The organism is Rhizobium sp. BK456 (assembly GCF_014194045.1).
Taxonomy (GTDB): Bacteria; Pseudomonadota; Alphaproteobacteria; order Rhizobiales; family Rhizobiaceae; genus Rhizobium; species Rhizobium redzepovicii.
Map to the genome: position 1 here is coordinate 135,573 of NZ_JACIAO010000012.1, position 22,609 is coordinate 158,181.

The 22,609-nt window shown below is 63.6% G+C and carries 21 protein-coding genes; 8 read left to right on the forward strand and 13 right to left on the reverse strand.

The window, feature by feature from the left end; genetic code table 11:
- Window positions 1–8: 8 nt before the first annotated feature.
- The 4 genes from FHX03_RS28175 to FHX03_RS28190 all read right to left on the reverse strand — a co-directional run bounded on the left by FHX03_RS28175 (window position 9) and on the right by FHX03_RS28190 (window position 4,894).
- The gene (locus FHX03_RS28175) at window positions 9–1,697 is read right to left on the reverse strand and encodes an amino acid ABC transporter ATP-binding/permease protein (protein ID WP_183856464.1); all 1,689 of its coding nucleotides are present in this window, start codon (window positions 1,695–1,697) and stop codon (window positions 9–11) included.
- Window positions 1,694–3,424 carry a thiol reductant ABC exporter subunit CydD gene (cydD, locus tag FHX03_RS28180; RefSeq protein ID WP_183856467.1) on the reverse strand — a complete coding sequence of 577 codons (1,731 nt, stop codon included), beginning with the start codon at window positions 3,422–3,424 and terminating at the stop codon, window positions 1,694–1,696. Before cydD ends, FHX03_RS28175 begins: the two co-directional genes overlap by 4 nt.
- Window positions 3,425–3,428: 4 nt before the next feature.
- Window positions 3,429–4,007 (reverse strand): GbsR/MarR family transcriptional regulator, encoded by a 579-nt coding sequence (locus tag FHX03_RS28185; protein WP_097627878.1) that lies wholly within the window; start codon window positions 4,005–4,007, stop codon window positions 3,429–3,431.
- 287 nt (window positions 4,008–4,294) lie between these two features.
- Window positions 4,295–4,894: a HupE/UreJ family protein gene (locus tag FHX03_RS28190; protein ID WP_183856469.1), complete on the reverse strand. Its 600-nt coding sequence runs from the start codon at window positions 4,892–4,894 to the stop codon at window positions 4,295–4,297.
- A 269-nt stretch (window positions 4,895–5,163) separates the two neighbouring features.
- On the opposite strand from FHX03_RS28190, the gene FHX03_RS28195 reads away from it, so the two are divergent.
- On the forward strand, window positions 5,164–6,195 hold the full coding sequence (locus FHX03_RS28195; protein ID WP_183856471.1) for a hydroxyacid dehydrogenase: 1,032 nt from the start codon (window positions 5,164–5,166) through the stop codon (window positions 6,193–6,195).
- A gap of 20 nt (window positions 6,196–6,215) precedes the next feature.
- Here FHX03_RS28195 and FHX03_RS28200 read toward each other — a convergent pair whose 3' ends face one another.
- Window positions 6,216–7,223 (reverse strand): Tim44 domain-containing protein, encoded by a 1,008-nt coding sequence (locus FHX03_RS28200; RefSeq protein ID WP_097627880.1) that lies wholly within the window; start codon window positions 7,221–7,223, stop codon window positions 6,216–6,218.
- 83 nt (window positions 7,224–7,306) lie between these two features.
- Window positions 7,307–7,765 carry a YbaK/EbsC family protein gene (locus tag FHX03_RS28205; RefSeq protein ID WP_054184262.1) on the reverse strand — a complete coding sequence of 153 codons (459 nt, stop codon included), beginning with the start codon at window positions 7,763–7,765 and terminating at the stop codon, window positions 7,307–7,309.
- A gap of 344 nt (window positions 7,766–8,109) precedes the next feature.
- Between FHX03_RS28205 and FHX03_RS28210 the strand changes: the two genes are divergently transcribed.
- From FHX03_RS28210 to FHX03_RS28240, 7 genes are read left to right on the forward strand one after another with little or no spacing between them, the layout of a single operon-like run.
- Entirely contained in the window at window positions 8,110–9,456 is a 1,347-nt protein-coding gene (locus tag FHX03_RS28210) for an extracellular solute-binding protein (RefSeq protein ID WP_097627881.1), read from the forward strand.
- A gap of 59 nt (window positions 9,457–9,515) precedes the next feature.
- Entirely contained in the window at window positions 9,516–10,817 is a 1,302-nt protein-coding gene (locus tag FHX03_RS28215) for a carbohydrate ABC transporter permease (protein ID WP_183856473.1), read from the forward strand.
- Between the two features lie 2 nt (window positions 10,818–10,819).
- Window positions 10,820–11,662 carry a carbohydrate ABC transporter permease gene (locus FHX03_RS28220; protein ID WP_003595691.1) on the forward strand — a complete coding sequence of 281 codons (843 nt, stop codon included), beginning with the start codon at window positions 10,820–10,822 and terminating at the stop codon, window positions 11,660–11,662.
- Complete coding sequence (locus FHX03_RS28225; RefSeq protein ID WP_183856475.1) at window positions 11,662–12,717, forward strand: ABC transporter ATP-binding protein; 1,056 nt, start codon at window positions 11,662–11,664, stop codon at window positions 12,715–12,717. Before FHX03_RS28220 ends, FHX03_RS28225 begins: the two co-directional genes overlap by 1 nt.
- On the forward strand, window positions 12,717–13,496 hold the full coding sequence (locus FHX03_RS28230) for a glycerophosphodiester phosphodiesterase (RefSeq protein WP_097627884.1): 780 nt from the start codon (window positions 12,717–12,719) through the stop codon (window positions 13,494–13,496). Before FHX03_RS28225 ends, FHX03_RS28230 begins: the two co-directional genes overlap by 1 nt.
- Window positions 13,480–14,484, forward strand: coding sequence for a LacI family DNA-binding transcriptional regulator (locus tag FHX03_RS28235; protein WP_097627885.1), 1,005 nt, complete (start codon window positions 13,480–13,482; stop codon window positions 14,482–14,484). Before FHX03_RS28230 ends, FHX03_RS28235 begins: the two co-directional genes overlap by 17 nt.
- Entirely contained in the window at window positions 14,484–15,293 is an 810-nt protein-coding gene (locus tag FHX03_RS28240) for an inositol monophosphatase family protein (RefSeq protein WP_097627886.1), read from the forward strand. The genes FHX03_RS28235 and FHX03_RS28240 overlap by 1 nt, the downstream gene beginning before the upstream one ends.
- 74 nt (window positions 15,294–15,367) lie before the next feature.
- Here the strand turns inward: FHX03_RS28240 and FHX03_RS28245 are convergent, their stop codons facing one another.
- The 7 genes from FHX03_RS28245 to FHX03_RS28275 form a co-directional block, all read right to left on the reverse strand.
- A complete protein-coding gene (locus FHX03_RS28245; protein ID WP_183856564.1) occupies window positions 15,368–17,026 on the reverse strand; it encodes a GGDEF domain-containing protein in 1,659 nt (552 codons plus the stop codon).
- A 128-nt stretch (window positions 17,027–17,154) separates the two neighbouring features.
- Window positions 17,155–18,018, reverse strand: a complete 864-nt coding sequence (locus tag FHX03_RS28250; protein ID WP_179867144.1) for a glycerophosphodiester phosphodiesterase family protein — start codon at window positions 18,016–18,018, stop codon at window positions 17,155–17,157.
- Window positions 18,019–18,089: 71 nt separating this feature from the next.
- Complete coding sequence (locus tag FHX03_RS28255) at window positions 18,090–19,184, reverse strand: aminotransferase class V-fold PLP-dependent enzyme (protein ID WP_183856477.1); 1,095 nt, start codon at window positions 19,182–19,184, stop codon at window positions 18,090–18,092.
- A gap of 11 nt (window positions 19,185–19,195) precedes the next feature.
- A complete protein-coding gene (locus tag FHX03_RS28260; protein ID WP_183856479.1) occupies window positions 19,196–19,975 on the reverse strand; it encodes an ABC transporter ATP-binding protein in 780 nt (259 codons plus the stop codon).
- A complete protein-coding gene (locus FHX03_RS28265; protein WP_097627890.1) occupies window positions 19,972–20,766 on the reverse strand; it encodes an ABC transporter ATP-binding protein in 795 nt (264 codons plus the stop codon). The genes FHX03_RS28260 and FHX03_RS28265 overlap by 4 nt, the downstream gene beginning before the upstream one ends.
- Complete coding sequence (locus tag FHX03_RS28270) at window positions 20,763–21,596, reverse strand: ABC transporter permease (RefSeq protein ID WP_183856481.1); 834 nt, start codon at window positions 21,594–21,596, stop codon at window positions 20,763–20,765. The genes FHX03_RS28265 and FHX03_RS28270 overlap by 4 nt, the downstream gene beginning before the upstream one ends.
- Window positions 21,593–22,582 carry an ABC transporter permease gene (locus FHX03_RS28275; protein WP_097627892.1) on the reverse strand — a complete coding sequence of 330 codons (990 nt, stop codon included), beginning with the start codon at window positions 22,580–22,582 and terminating at the stop codon, window positions 21,593–21,595. The genes FHX03_RS28270 and FHX03_RS28275 overlap by 4 nt, the downstream gene beginning before the upstream one ends.
- Between the last annotated feature and the right edge of the window lie 27 nt (window positions 22,583–22,609).

Genomic DNA, 22,609 nt, shown 5'->3' on the forward strand with positions numbered 1-22,609 from the left:
GGTTTCGCTCAATCCGGCCGAAGCCGGTCGAGTGCCTTTTCGAACGCCGCCTCTCCACGGCGCGAAACCTCTGTGATGCGGCCGCCTTCGATGACGGCGATGCGGTCTGCGATGGCAGCCTCGCGGCGGATATGGGTGGCGATGACCAATGAGCGGCCGGCCGCCATTGCCGACAGGCGGCCAAGCACATCGCGGGCGGTGGCGCCATCGAGGCCCTCTGTGGGTTCATCTAGCAGCCAGAGCGGCGTGTCCCGCAGGAAGAGCCGGGCAAGCGCCACCCGGCGCGACTGGCCGCCGGAAAGACCGAGCCCGCCTTCACCGAGCGGCGTATCGATCCCACGCGGCATGGCCTCGATATCGGCAAGCAGACCGGCAGCGGCGAGCGCGTCTCGAAGGCGGGCCTCGCTCGCATCCGGGTTGGCCAGAGCGAGATTGCCGCGCAGGCTGTCCTCGAAGAGTTCCGTCCGCTGTGTCAGCAAGGTCGCTCTTGTCGCCGCAACACGCCCCGCGCTCGCCGGCAATTCGCCGGAAAGCAGGGCGAGCAGGCTCGACTTGCCGGCGCCGCTGCCGCCGACCACGGCCAGCCGCTCGCCTGGCCGGAGCATCAGGTCGATGGTTTGGAGTGCCGGCACGGCGGAATTTTCATGGAAGGCGGAGACATCCGTCAGCGATAAAGCATATCCCGGCAACGCCGCCGCCAATGGCTCGGGTGCCCGCGCGACGGCAAGCCGCGGCGCGACCCGCTTTGCCGCAAGCAGCGTCCGCCCAAGTTCCAGGGCGCCGCGGCGCAGTGCCGCGAACGGTTCGGTCGCCGCGAAGGCAACCAGCAGGCCAAGCGCTGCCACGGGAGCGGTAATCGCCTTCGTCTCCGCAAGAGCGGCGACGGCAAGCAGCGATGCCGTCAACAGCAGGGTGGAGACCAGGCCGAAGCCAAAGGTCAGGCCGGTCTCGACGCGGTTCAACCGATCGTCGGCGCCGGCGGTGTAGTGGTCTGCCGCAGCGATGGCCTGCCTTTGCGCCGCAAGCCGTCCGGCCATCAGCAGGTCGGTCTGGCCGGCGACGAGATCGATCGTCCGCGACCGCAGCGCCTCGATGCCATGGGTGCGCCGGCGTGCATATTTGCGCGCCGCCCGGGCGGCGATCAAGGGCAGACCGAGGCCGGCACCAATGAGAAAGAGACCGGAGAACAGGCCGAACAGGGGATGCATAAACCCCAGCACCAGGCTTGCCGCGAAGGTAGCGCCGAGCGCTACCGCCCCCGGCACGAGGATCCTGAGATAGAGGCTGTCGAGCGCATCGATGTCGGCCGTCAGACGGAAGAGCAGCCGTGCCGGACGATGCAGAAGCATGCGCGCCGCGCCCGGTTCGGCGAAGCCGCGAAACAGTCTTTCGCGCAAGGCTGCGAGCACGCCGAGCGTCGCATCATGGGTCGCAAGCCTTTCCCCGTAACGCGCCGCGGTTCGGACGATGGCGAGCAGGCGGATGCCGGCCGAGGGCGCAAAGACATCGAAGGTGATGGCTGCGGCGGAAAGTGCGGCAAGCGAGGTGGCGGTGATGAACCAGCCGGACAGGCCCAGCAGGGCGATGCCCGCCGTCACCGTCGCCGCCGAAAGTGCGGCGCCGAGCAGCAGAGCGCGCCGGCGCTCAGCCAAAAACAGACGCAGGATCGGCTTGAGGTCTGCAGCAAATGTGCTCATTCGGCGGCCTCCCTGATCATGATGTCGGCGTCGATGCGGATGCTGCGCTGCATGCGCGCGGCCAGCCGCGGATCGTGGGTGGCAACGATCAACGTCCGCCCCCTCGCGAGCGAAAGCAGGCTCTCGGTCACTTCGGCGGCGGTGGCGGCATCGAGATGCGCGGTCGGCTCGTCGGCGAGGATGATCCTCAGATGCGGATTACAGGCCGCTCGCGCGATCGCCAGCCGCAACGCCTCGCCGCCGGAAAGCCCGATACCGCCTTCGCCGAGGGACCGGCCGCCATAGGCCTCGGCCGCCTTTCCGAGTCTCGCGGCATCCAGTGCGTCGGTCACATCGCCGCGCAGCACGCCGGGTCTGCCAAGCGCGATATTCCCCGTTATGGTGCCGGCAAAAATATGCGGCTTCTGACCGATCCACGCCATACCGTCCCGCAGGTTGGCGGCAGTCTCATCCGCGAGCTCGACATCGCCGATGACGATGCGGCCGCCGGTGCAGGGTGCCAGCCCCGCCATCAGCGACAGAAGCGTCGATTTGCCGGAGCCGCTGGCACCGAGAAACGCCAGATGTTCCCCGGCAGCGATATCGAGGTTGAAACCGTCATAGATCAGCGGTTCGTCGGAGCCATAGCGAAAAGCGAGATTTTCAAGGCGGATGGCCGGCGCCTCCGTACCGGCAGCTGTCGCGGCTTCGGCCGACCCTCGGATGGGCAGGCCACCGGCGGCAAGGGCATCCAGCGCTTTCAGCGCCGCTTCGCCGGCCGCCCGGTCGTGCCAGACGGCCGAAAGCTCGCGCAATGGCTCGAAGAAGGCCGGCGCCAGCAGCAGGATGAACAATCCCTCAGTCAGGTCGAGTCGGCCTGCCCAGGTGCCGAAGCGGATTTCGCCAAGCAGGCTGAAACCGACATAGACGGCAATCATAGCCACGCCGAGTGCGGCGAAAAGCTCGAGCACGGCCGAGGAGAGAAAGGCGATCTTCAGCACCGCCATGGTTCGCAGCCGCAGCGATTCCGCCTCGCGGCGCAGTCTGAGCGCGGTGGCATCCACCGCGCCGAGCGCCCGGATCGTCGCCAGTCCGCGCAGCCGATCGAGCAGGAAGCCATTGAGGCCACCGGTCGCAACAAGTTGTTTTTCGCTGGCTGCCTGGGCGCGCCAGCCGATCAGGGCCATGAAGATCGGGATCAGCGGCGCAGCGAACAGCAAAACCAGCGCGGCGATCCAGGAAACCGGAAGGACGAAGGCAAGGATGACGAGCGGCACGAGGCTCGCCTTCATCCGCGCCGGCTGGAAACGGGCGAGATAGGGCACGACCAGTTCGGCCTGCTCGCCGATGACGCTTGCGGCTTTGCCGGAAGCCGGCCGGCCGCGATCGATCGGCGACGACAGGGAAAGGGCGGCGACGGCGGCCTGCCGCCTGCGGCTGAGCTCGGCGCGCGCCACATGAAAGGCCAGGCGGCCGCCAGCCGCGTCGAGACAGCTTCTTGCCAATCCGAGGAGGAGGATGCCGAAGGCCGGCCAAAGCACGTCGTGCAATCCGCCGCCATCGGCAATGCGGCCGACCGAGATGGCGAGCAAGCCGGCCTGTGGGATCCAGATGGCGGCGGCCAGCGCCTGCAGTATCGCCGCCCTGCGCAGTCCAACAATCGCCGCGTCACTGCGAGGCGAAACGGCATCGCCGTCCAGCGACCGCGTTTCTTGTTTGTCTGTCGCGTCGAAGAAAGCATTGCCCATCGCGCTAACTCTTGCTCGCAGGATTCGGCCGGCGGCTGCGGCCGAGCGAAACGACCCGGTCCTTGGCCTCCAGAAGCTTTGTTACTTTCGCGCCCAACGAGAGTAGCGTTGCGAGCCTTTCGGTTTCAAGTTGTTTTACGTCTTCATACCAATGGGTCAGTTGCTCGATCAACGTGTGCATTTCGCTCATGCGCTGCTGCGCATGGCGTTCGGCCTCGCTGGCGGGGCGCTGCATCAGGATTTCGCGCAGAACCGACAGCGTCGGATCGACTTCACGCTTCTTTCGTTCCTCGGCAAGCGTCCGCAAGATCAGCCAGACATCATCCGGCGTCGTGAAGAAATCGCGGCGATCGTCCGGCTTGTGTTTGAGAAGGACAAGGTTCCAGGCCTGCAATTCTCGCAGGCTCATCGACACGTTGGAGCGGGAGATGCCGAGCGACTCGGCGATCTCCTCGGCGCAGAGCGGCGCCGGCGAGACGAAGAGCAGAGCGTAGATCTGGCCAACCGTGCGGTTGATTCCCCAGCGCGATCCCATTTCGCCGAAATGGAGGACGAAGGACTGGACGAGAGGCGGAAGGTTCATCGTTGTTTCCGTTGTGTCTGTGATTTCATAAATTTCTGAAATCACTATACTGACTTTCGCGCCTCGCCGACAATCGGCAAGGCGGCCCTGCGTCAATTTGGATGTCCGTTCGTTGATCGTGGGTCGGATATAGCCCGCCGCAGCATGGCTGGATTTGATTTGGATCAAGTCCGCCGCACTTTGCCGCGATGACGCAGAAAGGCCCGGTTATGGGTTACCGGGCGTTCTGATCGGAATGCGATGATAGATAGGATACCGCTTTCGCAGGCGGCTCAGATATTGTCGGCTCAGATCAAGCCGGCCAGGATACCGACGCCTGCAATGGCGGCAACACTGCCAGCCGCGCGCGTTACGAAGGCGCCCTGACGTTCACCGGCGCGGCCGATGATATAGCCGAGGGCGAGGCCGGCGGCATGCAGCAGCGCGGTCGCGACCATGAAACCAGCGGCATAGGCGGCGCCGCTCGCATCTTCCGGCATTTCGGCGCCGTGCGCATGACCATGAAAGACGGCGAAGAGGCCGATGACGCCGAGCGCTGCGGCAAGCGGCGCCTTGACATCAAGGGCAATGACGGCGCCGAGAACGACGACGGAAAGCGCAATGCCGGTCTCAACGAAGGGAAGATCAGTCCCGGCAACGCCGAGAGCGCCGCCGAGCGCCATGACCAGAACGAAGGTCGCCGGCACGAGCCAGGTGGCGCGACCGCCGAGCTGAAATGCGAAAACGCCGACCATCACCATCGCGAGGATATGATCGACGCCGGACATCGGATGGGCAAAACCATGGCTGAAGCCCGCAGCCTCGCCGGTCGCGGGATGGGCGTAGGCTACGGCTGGAAGCGCGGTGGCAGCCAAAGCAAGCAGGCCGCTCTTGAGTGCTGATTTCATGCTCATCCCTCGTAAGTTTTCGAATATCCTGCGGCCGTCGAAGACCGCCGCGATTTCAAGCTGCGCGGATCACGCTAATTCAAGGAGCCCGTTCCGTCAACGTAAATGCCATAAAATAGCAAGGCAATTCAATTGCTTATCTGATAGGCAAATGCCGTTTTCGATAGCTTCTTCCATTGCTCCAAGATCCGCCTGGAAACCTCCCGGCACAGGGGCTATCAATCATCCGGCGGAGCCAGCGCAAATCGCCCGCAATGGAGGAGACGCCCATGACGAACAACGAGCGGCCGCTGGCGATCAGCGCGCCCGAACCGCGCACGCTCGATCTGATCTTCAGCGATCAGGCGCGCGCCGAGCTGCATGCGAAATACGATATCGTCGAGGCCGACCCCGACAATATCGCCGGCCTCGGCGACCAAATCCTCGGCAAGACCCGTTACATTATCGGCCAGCCACCGCTTTCGAGGGAAACGCTCGCGAGAATGCCGGCCCTGCGCTCGATCCTTAACGTCGAGAGCAATCTTCTCAATAATATGCCTTATGAGGTCCTTTTTGAGCGCGGCATTCATGTCGTGACGACAGGCCAGGTCTTTGCCGAGCCGGTCGCCGAAATCGGTCTCGGCTTCGCACTGGCCTTGGCGCGCGGCATCGTCGATGCGGATGTCGCGTTCCGCCAGGGAGACGAACTCTGGGGCGGGGAGGGCAATGCGGCTGCGCGGCTGATCGCCGGCTCCGAGATCGGCATTGTCGGCTTCGGCGATCTCGGCAAGGCGCTGCGCCGGCTGCTCTCCGGCTTCAGGGCCCGCATCAGGGTGTTCGATCCCTGGCTGCCCCGCTCGATCCTCGAGGAAAACGGCGTCGAACCCGCAAGCCTGGAGGAGGTGCTGACGAAGAGCGATTTTGTCTTCGTCGTCGCGGCCGTCACCAGTGAAAACAAGGGATTCCTCGGCGCCGATGCCTTCGCCGGCATGCGCCGGGGCGCCGCCTTCATCCTGCTCAGCCGCGCCGACGTCGTCGATTTCGAAGCGCTGATGGCAGCCGTCTCGTCCGGTCATATCGTCGCGGCAAGCGACGTCTACCCGGAAGAGCCACTGCCGCCCGACCACCCGGTGCGGAGCCTGAAAGGCTTCATCCGCTCGGCGCATCGGGCCGGCGCGCTCGACAGCGCCTTCAAGAAGATGGGCGACATGGTGCTCGAGGACATGGACCTGATGGATCGCGGCCTGCCGCCGATGCGCTGCAAGCGGGCGGAACGCGAAACGGTTTCGCGCATGCGTTCCAAGCCTGTCGCAGTGAATTAAGCCGGCAGACGCGCGCCGCCTCAGGCGGCGCGCTGCTCGCTTCCCTGGATCGCGGCGAGCTTCCAGTCGGCGCCGGGCTTACGCACGAAGGTCCAGACCTCGATGCTTTCGCTCGGGCGGCGATCGTCGCCGGAAACGACGCGACCGCTGTCGCGTTCGACCATGGCATCGATCGAGGAGTAGCGCATGGCAAGCGTCGCATATTCCTGGCCGTCTTCGCGCCAGGCCTCGGCAATGTCGCCCTGCAGCAGCTTGACGTCGGAGACTCGGTTGCGCACGCCGTTGGTGGCGTTTTCGCCGAGTTCCTCGGCAAGATAAGACATCGCCTCAGGCGTCGTCAGCCGGCGCAACGCGGCGTAATCTTCGGCACCGTAAGCGGTCTGAATGCTGGTCAGCAATTCCTCGAACTGATCGAGATCGGCCTGCGCCAGCCCAATCTCGTCGCTCGGCCGGTGGCCGCGTGAGGACGCCCCTGAACCGGCACCCGAACCGATCGCCGGGATATGGAAGGACGAATTGTTGGCGGGCGACATGTTGTAGGACCGGCTGAAGGAGCCGCTCTGGCCGCCGGCGCCGTAGGAGGGCTGGCGGCGATTGGCGAAATAACGCATGGCGAGCATGACGGCGCCGCCGATCAGCGCGATCTGCAGCAGCATGCCGAGAAAGCCGAAGCCGCCGCCGAAACCGTGACCGAGCAGCATGCCGAGGAGGCCGCCGGCAATCAGGCCGCCGATCATCGAACGGCCGAAGCCGCCGAAGAGACCGGGGCGCTGGGCGCCGAAGGACTGCTGCGCGGTCGCTGGTGCCGTGGTCTGCGGGCGCGGCGTCATCGACCGTTCGATCGGCGCGGCGGGGCCGGGCGCCGTGCTGGTGACAGGCGGAGCCTGGAAGGTGCGGGTACCGCGGCTTCCGAAACCGCTGCTGCCGGCCCGGCGCGCTTCTGCATCGTCAAGGGAAGCAAAAACGGTAGCGCCCGTCAGAGCGGCAATTGCCGCGAACTTGGCAAAACGCGAAATGGCACTCGGCATTCCTGATCTCCTGTCATGCGCAGTCACGGCATGTCGGGAGAGAATATAGGTACTCTTTCCGCCGTTTGAAGTTCTTTTGCCGCTTACTGGCAGACATCGACCCAACTGGCGCCGGTCAGCTCGGCCAGCCGTCCGGTTTCGATGCGCACGGCCGAATTCGTCGAGCCGGCCGCCGGCACGACTTCATCGAAGCGTTTCAGCGAGATATCGCAATAGATGGGTAACGGCGAGGGCAGGCCGAACGGGCAGACGCCGCCGACCGGATGGCTGGTGACCGCCACGACCTCCTCGGCGTCGAGCATGCGCCCCTTGGCGCCGAACGTGTCCTTGAACTTGCGATTGTCAAGCCTTGCCGTGCCGCCGGCAACGACCAGCATCATCTGCTCGCCGACACGCAGACAGATCGTCTTGGCGATCTGGGCCGGCTCGACGCCATGGGCCTCGGCAGCAAGCGCCACCGTCGAGGAGCTCTCGGCGGTTTCGATGATGTCGATATCGGGTGCGTGCGCACGCAGGAAAGCGCGGACAGATTCAAGGCTCATGGCGACATGCTAGCGCATCGGCCCAAAAATCGGAACCGCTTTTCGGAAGGGACGCGAGGATCGAAAGCGTGGAAGCCTGCTTTGCGCGTCTCGAAAGACATGCAGGTCCGCAGGAGGGCAAGCACGATTTGAAGCGTAAAATGCACTCCCGAAAACCGCCGCTTGCAAGTCTTAAAGACATCGTCATAATAATTTTGCACACGTGCTCAATTTTGTCATTCGGCCGTTACAACAAACCCCTAGAGCGGACATCGTCACGTTTTCGTGGGGTTTCGGAGCGGCCATCATCAGCAGTGCTGACCCGCCAAGAGGCTTCACACTGCTCTTCTAGGGAGACGAAGAAGATGACCATTTTGCCGACACTGAAATCCCTCACCATTGCTGCCACCATCCTGGCCTCGAGCTCTGCAATTGCGCTTGCCAAGGACGTTCACATCAGCGTCTGGGCCGGCGGCACCGGCCCGAACGACGTCTATCGTCTCGACGCCATCGAAATCGCAGCCCAGCAGCTGCAGCGCGAAGCCGCCCTCAAGGGCGAAGACCTGAAAATTACCGTCGAGAAGAAGCCCTATTCCGCCTGGGAAGACTTCAAGCAGGCGCTGACCCTTGCCGCCGAAGCCAAGACCGCCCCGAATATCGTCGTCAGCGGCCATGAAGACATCGCACCCTGGTCGCAGGCCGGACTGATCGTCCCGATCGAGGATTACGTCGATCTCGACTCATGGCCGCTCAGCGACATCTATGAAAACCTGTTGAAGATCGCATCCTACAACGGCACCGTCTACGGCATTCCGCAGGATGCCGAATCCCGCCCGATGTTCTTCTGGAAGCCTTACATGAAGGCGATCGGTTACAGCGATGCCGATCTGGACGCGCTGCCGCAGAGCGTCCAGGACGGCAAGTACACCATGAAGAACCTGCTCGAAGACGCCAAGAAGATGCAGGACAAGGGCCTCGTCCAGCCCGGATACGGATTTTATCCGCGCACCAGCAACGGCCCCGACTACTGGCAGTTCTACACCTCGTTCGGCGGCACGATGGAAGAAGACGGCAAGCTCGTTTTCGACAAGGCGGCGATGACCCGCACCTATCAGTTCTTCGCAGACGCCGTTAAATCAGGTGTCACCAAGAAGAACCATATCGGTATGCCAGGCGACCAGTGGTGGAAGGAAGTCGCCACCGGCAAGGCCGGCATCTGGGACGGCGGCACCTGGCACTATGCCCGTCTTGTCAACCAGGAAGGCCTGAAGGACTTCTTCGGCAACGTGATCTTCACGCTGATCCCCGCCGGCGAAGGCGGCAAGGCCAACACGCTGACCCATCCGCTCGTCTACCTCTTGACCGCAGGTCACGACCAGGAAGACACCGAGATCGCCGCCCAACTGGTCAAGATCGCCTCCGAGCCGCGCACCAATGCGCTGCATGCGGTCAAATCAGCCCATCTCGGCATCTCCAAATCGGAATCCACCGTCGAATTCTACTCGGCCGACCGCTGGACCCGCGAAGCCACCGAGCGCCTGCTGCCGCATGCCAATGCGATGCCGAACAACTCCGATTTCGGCAAATATTGGAACATCATGTGGAAGAACCTCGAAGCATCATGGACCGGCGCCAAGACCGTAGACGCCGCTGTCGGTGACGCAGAGAGCGAGCTGAAGAGCACGCTCGGCGACAAGATCGTCATTCGCTGAAACACGCCTCCGGGTGGCGGCAAACCCGCCGCCCGGTCGGTTCCGCGAGGAGGCCTCCCATGAAATCGTCCAGAACGCTCGGACTGATCATGATCACCCCTGCGGCGATCATGATCGTGCTGTTCTTCCTGATGCCGGTGGTTCTGACGGCGGTCTTTTCGATGACCAACATGACGACGGCGACCGGCATTTCCGGCGGCGTCTACCAGATCGCGCCGAACTCCCTGATCGCGCTGAAATCGGCGATGCCCGAGATCGCCACCGAGATGGCCGCACCGCGCTACACCATCGACGAGGCGGGCCTCACGGCCGTCGAGGGTCTCGGGCTTGCGCCGGGGATTGCCGCGGAATTGCGCGCCAAACATGCAGGCGAGGTCTTCCCGGCACGCCGCGATGTCGAGCGGATGATCAAGGATCTTGCCGAGCGGCCTTCGACACGTGAGGTCAAGCAGATCTCCGAACAGTTCAACCGCTCCGTCCTCAACACCCGCTTCGACAGCAAGGAGCAGCTGTTTTCGGCGCTGGACAGTCTGGGGTTCAGGCTGACGCCGGAACAGAAGGAAACCGTCGCCAAGACCACCTATACCGGCTGGACCTGGACGACAGACAATTTCGCACGCATGGCCAGGTCGCCCGATATGGCGCGTGTGCTTTTCAACACCGTGCTCTATGTCGCGCTGGTGCTGACGCTCTTCAACGTCGGTTATGCCCTGCTGCTCGCGATCTGGACGCATTACATGCCGCCGACGCCCGCCTCGATCTTTCGCGGCATCTGGCTCCTGCCGCGCATCACGCCCGTGGTCATCTACGTACTGCTGTGGAAGTGGCTTGCCTGGGACAGCGGCTTCATCTCTGTCCTGATGGGCAAGTTCGGCTACCCCCCGAAGAACTACCTGCTCGATACCGCCTATAATGCCTGGTTCTTCGTCGTGCTGATCAACGGCTTCATCGGCGCTTCGATGGGCATGCTGGTGTTCTCCTCGGCGATGAAGGCCATTCCGAAGAGCCAGTTCTACGCAAGCGAGGTGGACGGCGCTTCGCGCTGGCAGCAGATCCGCTATATCATCCTGCCGCAAATGCGCTGGCCGATCCTCTTCGTCACCTGCTACCAGACGCTGTCGCTGCTCGCCTCCTTCAATGAAATCCTGCTCGCCACCAATGGCGGCCCGGGCAACGCCACCGAGGTCTGGGCGCTCTCCGCCTATCACACCGCGCTCAGGAATTATGCCGGCAACCTCGAATACGGGTTGGGCGCGGCCATGGCGCTGGTGCTCGTCGTCATCGGCGTGATGCTGTCGCTCCTTTATCTGCGCGTCTTCAACTACGGCACGCTCGTCGCCAAGCCCCTGATCGAGGACTGACCATGGCCGAACGCTCGCAGCCCTCGGCAAATTATCGCAGCTGGCCCGTCATCACGGCGCTGACGATCGTCAGCCTGCCGCTGCTCCTGATGTATGTTTATCTCTTCCTCGACACCGTGACGGTGAAACAACCGGATGCGTTGCTGCCCTCCGGTTTGACGATCAATCACTGGCGCTTCCTGTGGCAGACGACGGCAGGCAAGGCAAATATCTGGCACGTGACGCTGAATACGCTGCTGTTTTCGGCCTGCACCACCAGCCTGGTGCTCATCGTCTCGTCGATGGCCGGTTACGTGCTGTCGCGGTTGAACGTGCCGGCGCGCGGCTTCTTCCTCGCCGGCGTCATGGTGCTGCACGCCTTCCCGTCGGTGACGCTGATCATCGCCATCTTCATCGTTCTGCAGATGATCGGCCTCTATAATTCGCTGATCGGCGTCATTCTGGTGAAGGCGGCGATCGACCTGCCGCTCGGCATCTGGCTGATGAAGGGTTTTTACGACACGGTGCCCTGGGAAATCGAAATGGCCGGCGTCGTCGACGGCGCCTCGCGTTTCCGCGTCTGGCGCAGCCTCGTGCTGCCGCAGGTCAAGCCCGGCATCATGGCGCTCGGCCTGTTCTCTTTCCTCGCCGGCTGGGGCGAGTTCATCCTGCCGCAGGTGCTGGCGCCGGGCAATCAGGTGCAGGTGCTGTCGGTCTATCTCGCGGGCTTCCTCGCCGACGACAACAATTACGATTTCAATATGTTCAAGGCGGTCGGCCTCTTCTACCTCATCCCGGTGCTGATTGCTTACGCACTCTTCAACAAATATCTCATGAACATCTACGGCGGCGGGAGCAAAGGCTGATGCGCATCCTCCTCGACAATTTCTCGAAGAGCTTCGGCTCCACCAAGGTCATCGAAAACATGCAGCTCGAAGTCGGCGACGGCGAGATGCTGGCGCTGCTCGGCCCTTCCGGCTGCGGCAAATCGACGACGCTTTTTGCGGTCTGCGGCATTCACCGGCCGACCAGCGGGCGCATCCTCTTCGGCGACCGCGACGTCACCGACCTGCCGAGCCAGGCCCGCAATGTCGGCGTCGTCTTCCAGTCTTATGCGCTCTACCCGCACATGACGGTTGCCGAAAACATCGGTTTTCCCCTGAAGGTGAAGGGCGTGCCTGCCGCCGACATCCGCAAGGAGGTCGAGCGCATTTCCGAGCTTGTTCATATCAGCAACCTCATGGAGCGCCGTCCGGCGCAGCTTTCTGGCGGCCAGCAGCAGCGCGTGGCGCTGGCGCGCGCGCTGATCCGCAAGCCCGACGTGCTGCTGCTCGACGAACCGCTCGCCAATCTCGACGCCAAGCTGCGCCTCGAAATGCGCTCGGAAATCCGCCGGCTGCAGCGTGAGACCGGAATCACCGCCATCCTCGTCACCCATGACCAGGTGGAAGCGATGAGCATGTGCGACCGCATCGCCATCATGAAGGAAGGCGAGATCGTCCAGATCGCCACGCCGGCCGAAATGTACAATGATCCGAAGACCGCCTTCGTCGCCGGCTTCCTCGGCAACCCTCCCATCACCTTCCTGCGCGGCATCGTCGACAAAGGCGTCTTCGTCATCCCGGAAAGCGAAATCCGCGTGCCGCTGCCGGGATCCATCTGCGCCGCCGAGGGCACCAAGCTGATGCTTGGCGTCCGGCCGGAGCATTTCACGCCTTCAGGCGATACACCGGTGTCCGGCAAGGTCACCTTCGCCGAAACGCAAGGGCGCGAAAACCTTTACGATGTACGTCTTGCCGGCGGTCCGCTGCTGCGCTCGATCCAGCCGGTGCGCAACGATATTCACGTCGGCGACGATGTCCGTTGGGCGATCGACAGCCGTGGCGTCTTCGTCTTCGACGAAAATGGCAGGAGGCTCTGATGAGGCGCGATTTCCAGGCATTTTTCGAGCGTAACGGCTGGCCGTCGGCCAAGGGCCGGCTGCCCTTCTGCATTGGCCATCGCGGCGCAAGCGGCCATGAGCGCGAGAACACGATCGCCGCTTTCCGCCGCGCTGCCGAACTCGGCGCCGAGATGTGGGAACTCGATACGCAGCTGACCCGCGACGGCGTGGTCGTCGTCTCGCATGACGACTATCTCGAGCGCGTCTTCGGCATCGACCGCCGCATTTCGGAAATGACGGCCGCCGAGCTCGCCGCCCTCGACGGCGTCGATGTCCCGAGTTTTTCGGAGGTCGCCGCCCTCGGCCGCGAGACCGGCACCGGTCTCTATGTCGAGCTCAAGGCGCCCGGAACCGGCCTGCTCTGCTGGCGCCATCTTGCCGAGATGAACCAGCGATTTGCCTGCCTCGGCTCCTTCGACACGGCGCAGGTGCGGGAACTCCGCAACGCCGGCTGCGACTTCCCGCTTTCGGTGCTGATCCGCGTCGGCCATGATCCGCATGCACTAGGTGACGAGGCCGGCGCCGATATCCTCCATCTCTGCTGGGAAAGGGCAGGCGAGCGGCCGCAGGATCTGGTGACCGAGGCACTGATGCACCGCGCCTTCGAGGCCGGCCGCGAGATCGTGCTCTGGCACGAGGAACGGCGGAGTATTCTCGACGACATCATGAAGCTTCCGGTTCTCGGCATCTGCACGGATTTGCCCGATCTGATGCGGCCGTCGGCAGAGAGGGAAAAAGCAGTTGGCAGACAGGGATAAGGGACCGCGCAAGGTAACCTCCTTCGACGTGGCGCGTGTGGCCGGTGTTTCGCGCGCCGCCGTGTCGCGCGCCTTCACGCCGGATGCCAGCGTCTCGCCGAAAACGCGTGAGAAGGTCTTCCAAGCCGCCAAGGATCTCGGCTATCGGGTAAACTATCTTGCCAGAAGCCTCACCAACAAACGTTCCGATCTCGTCGGCGTCGTTGCCGCCGGCCTCGACAACCCGTTCCGGACGCTGCAGATCGAGAACCTGGCGAGAGTGCTGATCGCCCGCAATTTCCGCCCCATCCTGCTGCCGACCTCTCAGGAGGCGGATACCTCGACAGTCATCGGCCAGCTGCTGCATTACGCCGTCTCCGGCGTCATCGTCACCTCCGACGCACCGCCGACCGAAATCTGCGAACAATGTGCTGCCGAAGGCGTGCCGATCGTGCTGATCAACAAAGGCAACGATATCCCCTTCGTCGACCGCATCATCTCCGACGATCGCATGGCCGGCTATCTCGCCGCCGCCCATCTGATCGACAGCGGCGCGCGAAAGCTCGCCGTCATGGCCGCACCCGCAATATCCTATACGGCGCGGCGGCGGAGCGAAGCCTTCATCGCGCGGTGCAAGCAGCTTGGCGTCGATGCGCAGCTGCTGCAGGTCAGGATCAACGACTACAAGAGCGGCTATGATGCGGCCGGCGAGCTTGCCGCATCCGGCATCGACGGCTTGTTCTGTGCCAACGACTACATGGCCTGCGGCGTTGTCGACCGGGTCATGCAGGGCCGCAGCCGCGACGATGCGCCGCCGCTCGCCATCATCGGCCATGACGACATCCCCCAGGCGAGCTGGACCGCCTACGACCTCACGACCATCCGCCAACCCTGCGATCTCCAGGCCGAACAAACGGTCGATCTGCTGATGAGCCGGATGGCTGAACCGGACCTGACGGCGCGCGTCGAATTCACGCCGATAACGCTGATAAGAAGAAGGACTGCCTGATGAATCCCGCATTCGATGCCGCCGCCATCCGTGAACGGGCGGAGGTCGCCGTCACAGCCGCCCTCGAGGCCGGACGGGAAGCGGCCCGGTTTCGGCGCGACTCCAATCCCGGCACGCTGACCGTCGAGAACAAGGGATTGCAGGATTTCGTCACCATCGCCGACAGGAACGCCGAACAGGCGCTCCGTGACGGGCTGCTTTCACGCTTTCCGGGCGATATGTTCATGGGCGAGGAAAGCGGCGGGCGATCGGGCGAGGGCGGCACATGGGTCGTCGATCCGATCGACGGCACGACCAACTATATCAGGGGCTTCCGGCATTGGGCCGTCTCGATCGCCTTCGTCGCCGCCGGCAAGGTCGAGATCGGCGTCGTCTACGACGCCACCGAGGACAAGGTCTTTCACGCCGTCCGCGGCGGCGGCGCCTTCAAGGACGGGGTTCCGGTCCATGCGGCGGCGACCGCCGATCCAGCCAATGCGCTTGTCATTCTCGGCCATTCCCGCAAGACGAGCTTCGACGACCATCTCGCGCTCTCGCGGCGGCTCCACGAACGCGGCATGGATTATCGCCGCATGGGCGCGGCCGCGATCGACCTCGTTCGTGTCGCCGAGGGTGCTGCCGATCTCTATTACGAACGCCACCTCAATGCCTGGGACATGCTCGCCGGCGCGCTGATCGCCGAAGAGGCCGGCGCTGTGGTGGCGATGCCGCCGGTCGATAGGCTGCTTGCGCAGGGCGGACCCGTCATCGCCTACTCGCCGGGGCTTGCCGGCGAATTCGCGTTCATTCTCGACATCGAGGGGCTATAGATACACCTCTCCCCAGACGCGATCCGCCCGATTTGTGAGACTGCAAACTTCGCCCGAAAGTTACGGAACGCCCGTTACGCAACAACGCGATTGCGGCCGCTCTTTTTCGCCGCATAAAGATTCTGATCTGCGATCGCCAAAATCTCGTTCGGAGAATTGGTGGATAGAGTACTACCGGCGACACCGATGCTGATCGTCACATGCAGCCCGTTGCAGACCTCGGACCAGTCCCACCGCTCAATGGTCGAACGCAACTTCTCGCAGATATCGGTAGCGCCTCGGGGAGTGCCGGCGAGCAAGACGACGAATTCCTCGCCGCCAAAGCGAATTGCCTGATCGGTAATGCGCAGCTGGCCGCGCAGTATAGTTCCAATGGCACTCAGGACCCGGTCGCCGATCATGTGAGAGAAGTTATCGTTGATCGACTTGAAGTGATCGACATCCAGCATCGCGATCGAATATGGACGTTTCTCAGATGTCAGCGCTTTAAAGCGGCTGTCGAGATATTTGCGATTATAGAGCCCGGTCAGTGCGTCCAGATAGACGGCATTGGCAAGGATATCGGTTTGCTCCTGCAATTTCTGATAGGAGGCCTCCAGCGTTTCTGCGCGCTTCGACTCCGTTTCGGCAACTTCCTTGAACCGTTTGGTTTCATAGTAGATTTCGGCGAGACGTGCGCGCCGCTGGGTACTCTCGGCGCTATTGCGCAAATAGGCCTGGTGGTATTTCTTATGGGCCTCCAGCGCCTGATCGAACTGCCCCAGCCCCTCATAGGCCTGCGACAGATAAAGATAGATCTGCACATAGGAATCGAAACTGCCGCCGGCGTCGATCAGCTCCACCGCCTCGAGAAGCGGCGACAGGGCTTCGGTGAATTTTCCGGAATTGTTGTAGATCTGGCCCAAAGTGTAGAGATATTGCTGCCTGTCCCTGACATAGCTGTTCTCTTGAAACAGCCTATAGCGGCCCATGCATCGGAGCGCCTTGTCATGCTCGCCCAGGTGGCTGTAGAACTCGGCTTGGTTGCCGAGACAGAGGCGAGCGGCCCAGCTGTCGCCGATCTCGATTGCGATGTCGAGCGCTTGTTCGGTCAGTTCCAGCGCTCTGACCAGCATCTGGTGTTCTTCCTCCGGCTGGCCGAGCGCCCGCGCGATATACCCGCCTTCCGAATGAGCGCCGCCGAGATTGATGAGCCACCAGCATTCATAGTTCTTATTTCCGATCGATCTGGCGAGCTCGACGGACCTCTCGCTCATTAAGATGGCCCGATCGGGCTGTTTGTTGCACCAGAAGATAATTCCGATGACGTTAGTGGCCAGGCTTTGTGCTTGCGAGTCCGCGGCTTTGTCGGCCAGATCCAAGGCGCGGGTCGCTTCTTCGATTGCTTCCTCCGGCAAGCCCAGTTCCAAGAGCAGCCATCCGAAATAAGCGCGGGCACAGGATTCCTGTTTGCGCGCCCCGGTCAATTTCCAGAAGTCTACCGCCCGGCGGACATGCGTCAGTCCAAGTTCGGCCTTGCCGATCTGAAAACAATACCAAGCAATGTCGGTGTCGCATTGCGCGGCGAGCCGATCGTCGCCCCGCGCTTTGGCATCCGCAAGAATTTCGCCGGCCAGTGTGAGTGCCTCAACCGATCGGCCCGTACACCCAAAATGCCACGCTTCCTGCAAGCTGGAATTTGCTTGTTGCGCAATTGCTTTAGTATCAACAACTTGCATATCGGACACCAACAGTTGTCTGCTGGATATGGATAGCATCAGAAGTTTAAAATGATGCAAATTACGCAAAACATGCGACTAAGTGCATGATGCTGAAAAGTGTGATCAGTTTTTGGACGACATCATGCTCCAACGCTCGCCGGTTAAACCGCCATGCGGCGGCGCCAGGCGCGTTCGGTCGCCGGCGCCTCGTCGGTGGTGATCTGATCCGGCTTCAGGGCCGTCAGCGCCGAAAAGCTTTGCCATTCCTCTTCGCTGAAGCCGGCCTCCCGATCCTTCAGGGTGAAAGTCCAGGCATCGACACGTTTGCCTTCGTCCTGGCAAAGCGCGATCATATCCAGCCCCGCATTGGCGGCATCAAGGATCAGCGGCCAGTGCAGATAGATCGTGTCCGGTTCGGACGGGCCGCGCAGGTCAGCGCGCAGTTCCGTCTCGACCGCCTTCCAGCCGTCGGCCATCCTGATATCGTAGAGTTTGTTGGTCGGATCGATGCCGCGCAGGAGATGGGGAAGCTTCTCCTTGACCGCGACGATGAGGTCGAGACTGTCGCCACTGACGATCACCGAGGCGGCGATATCGCGGAAATGCGTGGCCAGATGCGCGACGCCCCTGGCGCCGATCGCTTCGTAGTCGTCCTTCATGTCGAATTGCAGCAATGCGGCTGGATGCGTCGATTGCATCATGGCAGCCAGATCCTCGCTGAGGATCAGCGGCCGGTCGCCCTCTTGCATCTTGATATCGCTGAGGTCACTGACGCTCTTTTCGGCGACCGGTCCATGTCCTGTCGTCTCGCCTTCGAGTTCCCTGTCGTGCAGCACGACGAACCCACCGTCGGCGCGGACGCGCAGATCGAGCTCCATAGAGGCGCCCGCCGCAAAGCCCTCCGCCATTACTTCGGCGGAAAACAGCGGGTCGGAAAACCGCTTGCGCAATCGGTGCCATTTCAGGCGGGTGCGATGCCCCTCATGTGAAATCTCCAGGCCCTGCGCATCCAGCAATTTCGTCATTTGCACCAAGTCTCCGCGATACCACTCTCCTGCCTTGATGAGCCATGATTATTAAGGGCCGAATACGGCTTTCATCGGCTGTAGGCTGCGGATATTGCCTCCGCAGCGGCTGATATATCCGAGGGATGGCCGGTCTGCCTGAGGGCCGCGCCATACGCCACGACGTTCGAGAGCACCGTCTGGAATGCGGCGCGCGGACCAGTGTGGTTCAGCCGCAAGAGACGGGCCGGCCCAGTTCCGACGCCTTCGGTCAGCTCGACTCCCAACTGCCCGGCGGCTGCGATCAGCGCGGCAGGCGCCAGTGCCTCCGGCACCGGTACCGCCGTCACCAGGTTCGACGCCCTTGCTGCCGGCACCCAGGCCGGGGCTCCGAGTGCGGCAAGTCCCGCCCGTGTCGCCGCTGCCGCAAGCACATGACGGGCGACGATATTCCCCATGCCCTCGGCCTTGACGCGGTCGAGCGCCGTTTCCAGTGCGAAGAATTCCAGCGGCGCCGGCGTTCCCGGCAGGCCGCGTCGCCCGCTGTCGACCCAGGTCTTCAGATCGGCCAACGACAAGATCGAATCGCGCGGTGCACCATCTCTGAGAATCAGATCCCAGGCGCTACGGCTGACCGAGAGCGCGGAGACGCCGGCCGGCCCGCCGAGCGCCTTCTGCGGACCGATCACGGCGATGTCGATGCCGAGGTCGCCGACATCGAGCCCGTGGCCACCGACCGAGGCGACGGCGTCGACGACGGTGACGATGCCACGAGCCCGGGCAAGCGCCAGTATCTCGGGCAGCGGATTGAGAATGCCGCTCGCGGATTCCGCGTGCACAAGAGCGAGCATATCGAACTTCGGACCCGTCTGGAGCGCCTTGGCGACTGCTTCGATCTCGATCGGCAGGCCCGGTTCGGCGACGATATCGGCGACCGCCGCGCCACCCCGTCGCAGCCATTGCCCGAACCAGCCGCCATAGGAGCTGGTGATGATGTTCAGTGCTGTGAGGCCCGGGCGCGCAAGGCTGACCGCCGCCGCCTCCAGCGCCACCACCGCCTCGGCCTGCACCAGCAATATATCGTTGCGGCTGCGCAAGATGCCGCCGATCCTGTCGGCAAGGACGGCGTAGCGCTCCGCGGGATAGGAGGGCACGCCATGCAGGGGATTCCAACCAAGATCGGACATGGATACTTCCTTCAGCAGGGATCGGTCACGAGACGGGGGACGGCGGCAACGAGCGCACGGGCAGCCTCGGATTGCGGCGCTGCGACGACCGCCGCGGCCGGACCGGTCTCGACGATCCGCCCGCCATCCATGACGGCGATACGGTGGGAGACGGCCCGGACCACGGCAAGATCGTGCGAAATGAACAGACAGGCAATGCCCTGTTCTTTCTGCAGATCGACCAGGATCTCGAGGATCCTGCCACGCACGGTCACATCGAGCGCCGAGACTGCCTCGTCGAGCACCAGCAACGAGGGCCGTGTCGCAATCGCACGCGCAATCGCCACACGCTGCCGCTGGCCGCCGGAGAGTACCCGCACCGGCCGGGCGGCATGATCTGCGGTAAGGCCGACGCGCTCCAGCAGCTCGACGATCTCGCCCGAGCGCCGGTTTTGTGCGACGCCGTGGATGCGAAGCGGATCGTCGAGCACCGCACCAACGCTCGCCAACGGATTGAAGGCGGCGAGCGAATCCTGAAACACCATCTGCATACGCGCCCGCCGGCGGCGCAACGGCGCGCCATTCAGCGCGAGCCAATCCTCTCCCTCGAAGCGGATCGAACCGGCATCGGCCGAGAGGAGCCGCAGCAGGATGCGCGACAATGTCGATTTTCCGCTGCCGGAAGCGCCGACGAGGCCGAGCGTTTCCCCGGCCGCGATGGTGAGCGACACATTATCGAGAGCGGCAATCCGGCGTCCCGCAGACGAAAAACCTTTCGACAGGTTTTCGATGGAAAGCAGCCTGTCGTTCATGACGGCACCTCCACGATCAGCGGCGGCGTCGCGAGGTCTCGATGGCTGGCGATCAGGGCGGCGGTATAGTCGCTCTTGGGCGCCGAAAGCACCGAACGGACGGGGCCTGCCTCGACCAGCCTCGCATTGCGGAAGACGGCGATGCGGTCGACGAAGCCGGAGGCCAGCGCGATGTCGTGGGTGATGAAGAGCAGCGTCATGCCGTCCTCGCGCACCAGCCCGTCGAGCAGGCGGACGATCTCGGCCTGGACGACAACATCGAGCGCGCTGGTCGCCTCGTCGGCGATCAGCAGCGCAGGTCTAGCGGCAATGGCTGCGGCGATCGCCACGCGCTGGCGCTGGCCGCCGGAGAGCTGATGCGGAAAGGCCCGCATCGCCTTGTCGGGCTGCGGTATCCGTACCCGCTCAAGCAATTCTTCGGCCCTGACATAGGCCTGTTTCCAGCTGAGGCCGAGATGGCGCCTGGCGCCCTCGGCGATCTGCTCGCCGATCGTCAAAACGGGATTGAGGCTGGAGCCCGGATCCTGGAAGACGAAGCCGAAATCGCGGCCTGCGCGGGTCGGATGGCCAAGGCCGGGCCAAAGTATCTCGCCGCGGACTGTCGCTCCCTCCGGCAGCAGACCGGCAATCGCGCGGGCAAGCGTGCTCTTGCCGGAACCGCTTTCGCCGATGATCGCCAGCCTTTCGCCGGCGACGATATCAAGGTCGATATCGTCGAGCGCGGCCGCACCGCTGCTGCCGCGCCCATAGGTGACCGAAAGCTGTCGCAGGCTCAAAAAAATCCCGCTCATGCCGCCCTCACGCCGTCATCGCCAAGCGCCTTGCCGAGACCCTCGCTGAAGAGATGGACGCCGAGCACGGTGACGGCGAGTGCCGCACCCGGTATGACCGAGAGATAGGATGCCGAACGCAGCACGCTGCGGCCCTCGGCGATCATCGAACCCCAGGTGGCGATATTGGGATTGCCGAGGCCGAGGAAGGACAGCGCAGCCTCGGTGAGGATCGCACCGGCGACGATGGTGGCCGAAAGCGCCAGCACTGGCGGCAGCGCGTTGGGTAGGATTTCCCGGAAGGCGATCTCGGCCGGATGCATGCCGATTACCCTTGCCGAGGCGACGTAATCCTGCTCGCGGATCGCCAGCACCTGCGCCCTCGTCAGCCGCGCCGGATCGGCCCAGGTGCCGAGTGCGATGGCAAGGACGACAACCGGCGTCGACACGCCGATGGTGCTGACGAAAGCTAAGGCGAGCAGGAAGGCCGGCACGATCTGGAAGGCGTCGACCACTCGCATCAGCGCCTCATCGATGAGCCCGCCGGCAAAACCGGCAGCCAGGCCGACGCAAAGCCCCAGCACCATGGCCGCAAACGCCGCCGCCATGCCGACGGCCAGCGAGGTTCGCGCGCCATAAAGCAGGCCCGCCAGCACGTCGCGGCCGAGACGGTCGGTGCCGAGCGGAAAGGCGGGATCGGTGAACGGCGCCAGCAGGGCGCGGCCGGCAATTTTCAGCGGATCGCCCGGCGAAATAACCGGAGCGAGCAGCCCGGCCGAAAGCAGGACGAGAAGGATCACAAATCCTGCAGCACCTTCCGGCGTGCGCAGCAGTCGCCGCAGCCAGCTCATGCGCCGCCCTCCGATGCGCCGATGCGCGGGTCGAGTGCGGCATAGACGAGATCGACGAGGAAATTGACCGAGATGACCAGGACGGCGCTGGTGACGATGATGCCCATCAACAACGGCGCGTCGCGGCCGTTGACCGCCTCCTGCGCCAGCCGCCCGAATCCCGGGATCGCAAAGATGCTCTCGATCACCACGCTGCCGCCGAGCATGGCCGCCGATTGCAGCCCGAGCATGGTGACGAGCGGCAGCAGCGCGTTGCGCGCGACATGGCGCAGCACGATCCGGCTGCGCGACAGACCCTTGGCCCGGGCGAAGAGCACGAATTCAAGCTTCCAGGCCTCGGCCATGCCGCTGCGCATCACCCGCAGGAACAAGGCGAGATAGATCAGGGCGAGCGCGCCGACCGGCAGAACCAGATGATCGGCGATATCGAGCGCGCGCGAAAAACCCGTCTTGCCGGAAGCGATCGTCTCGACGCCGGCGATCGGAAACCAGCGCAGCTTCACCGAAAAGGCGATGCTCAGCACCAGGCCGAGCCAGAAGCTCGGAATGGCATAGACGATCAATGAGCCGATCGACAGCAGCCGCTCACGCAGACCGCCCGGCCGCGCTCCGGCAAGGATGCCGAGCGCTGAGCCGAGGCCGAAGGATAGCGCCGTCGCGCTGCCCATCAGCAGCAGCGTATTGGGCAGGCGTTCGGCAATGAGCGCACCGACCGGCCGGCCGAAGGCGACCGACCAGCCGAGATCGAAGCGTGCGAGCGAGGAAAGATAGAGCCAGAGGCGCGCGAACATCGATTGGTCGAGGCCGTAGCTCTCGCGCAGCGACTGCCTAAGTGCGGCATCGCCGCCGCCGATCGAGCCAAGATAGGCGTCGACGGCATCGCCCGAGGCGGATTCAAGCAGGAAAAAGGTGAAGATCACCACGATCAGCAGCACCGGAATGCTGCTGATCGCCCTGCGCCTCAGGAGGATGATTGCACGTCTCACGCCGGACAGGGCCTCTGGAAGAGAATT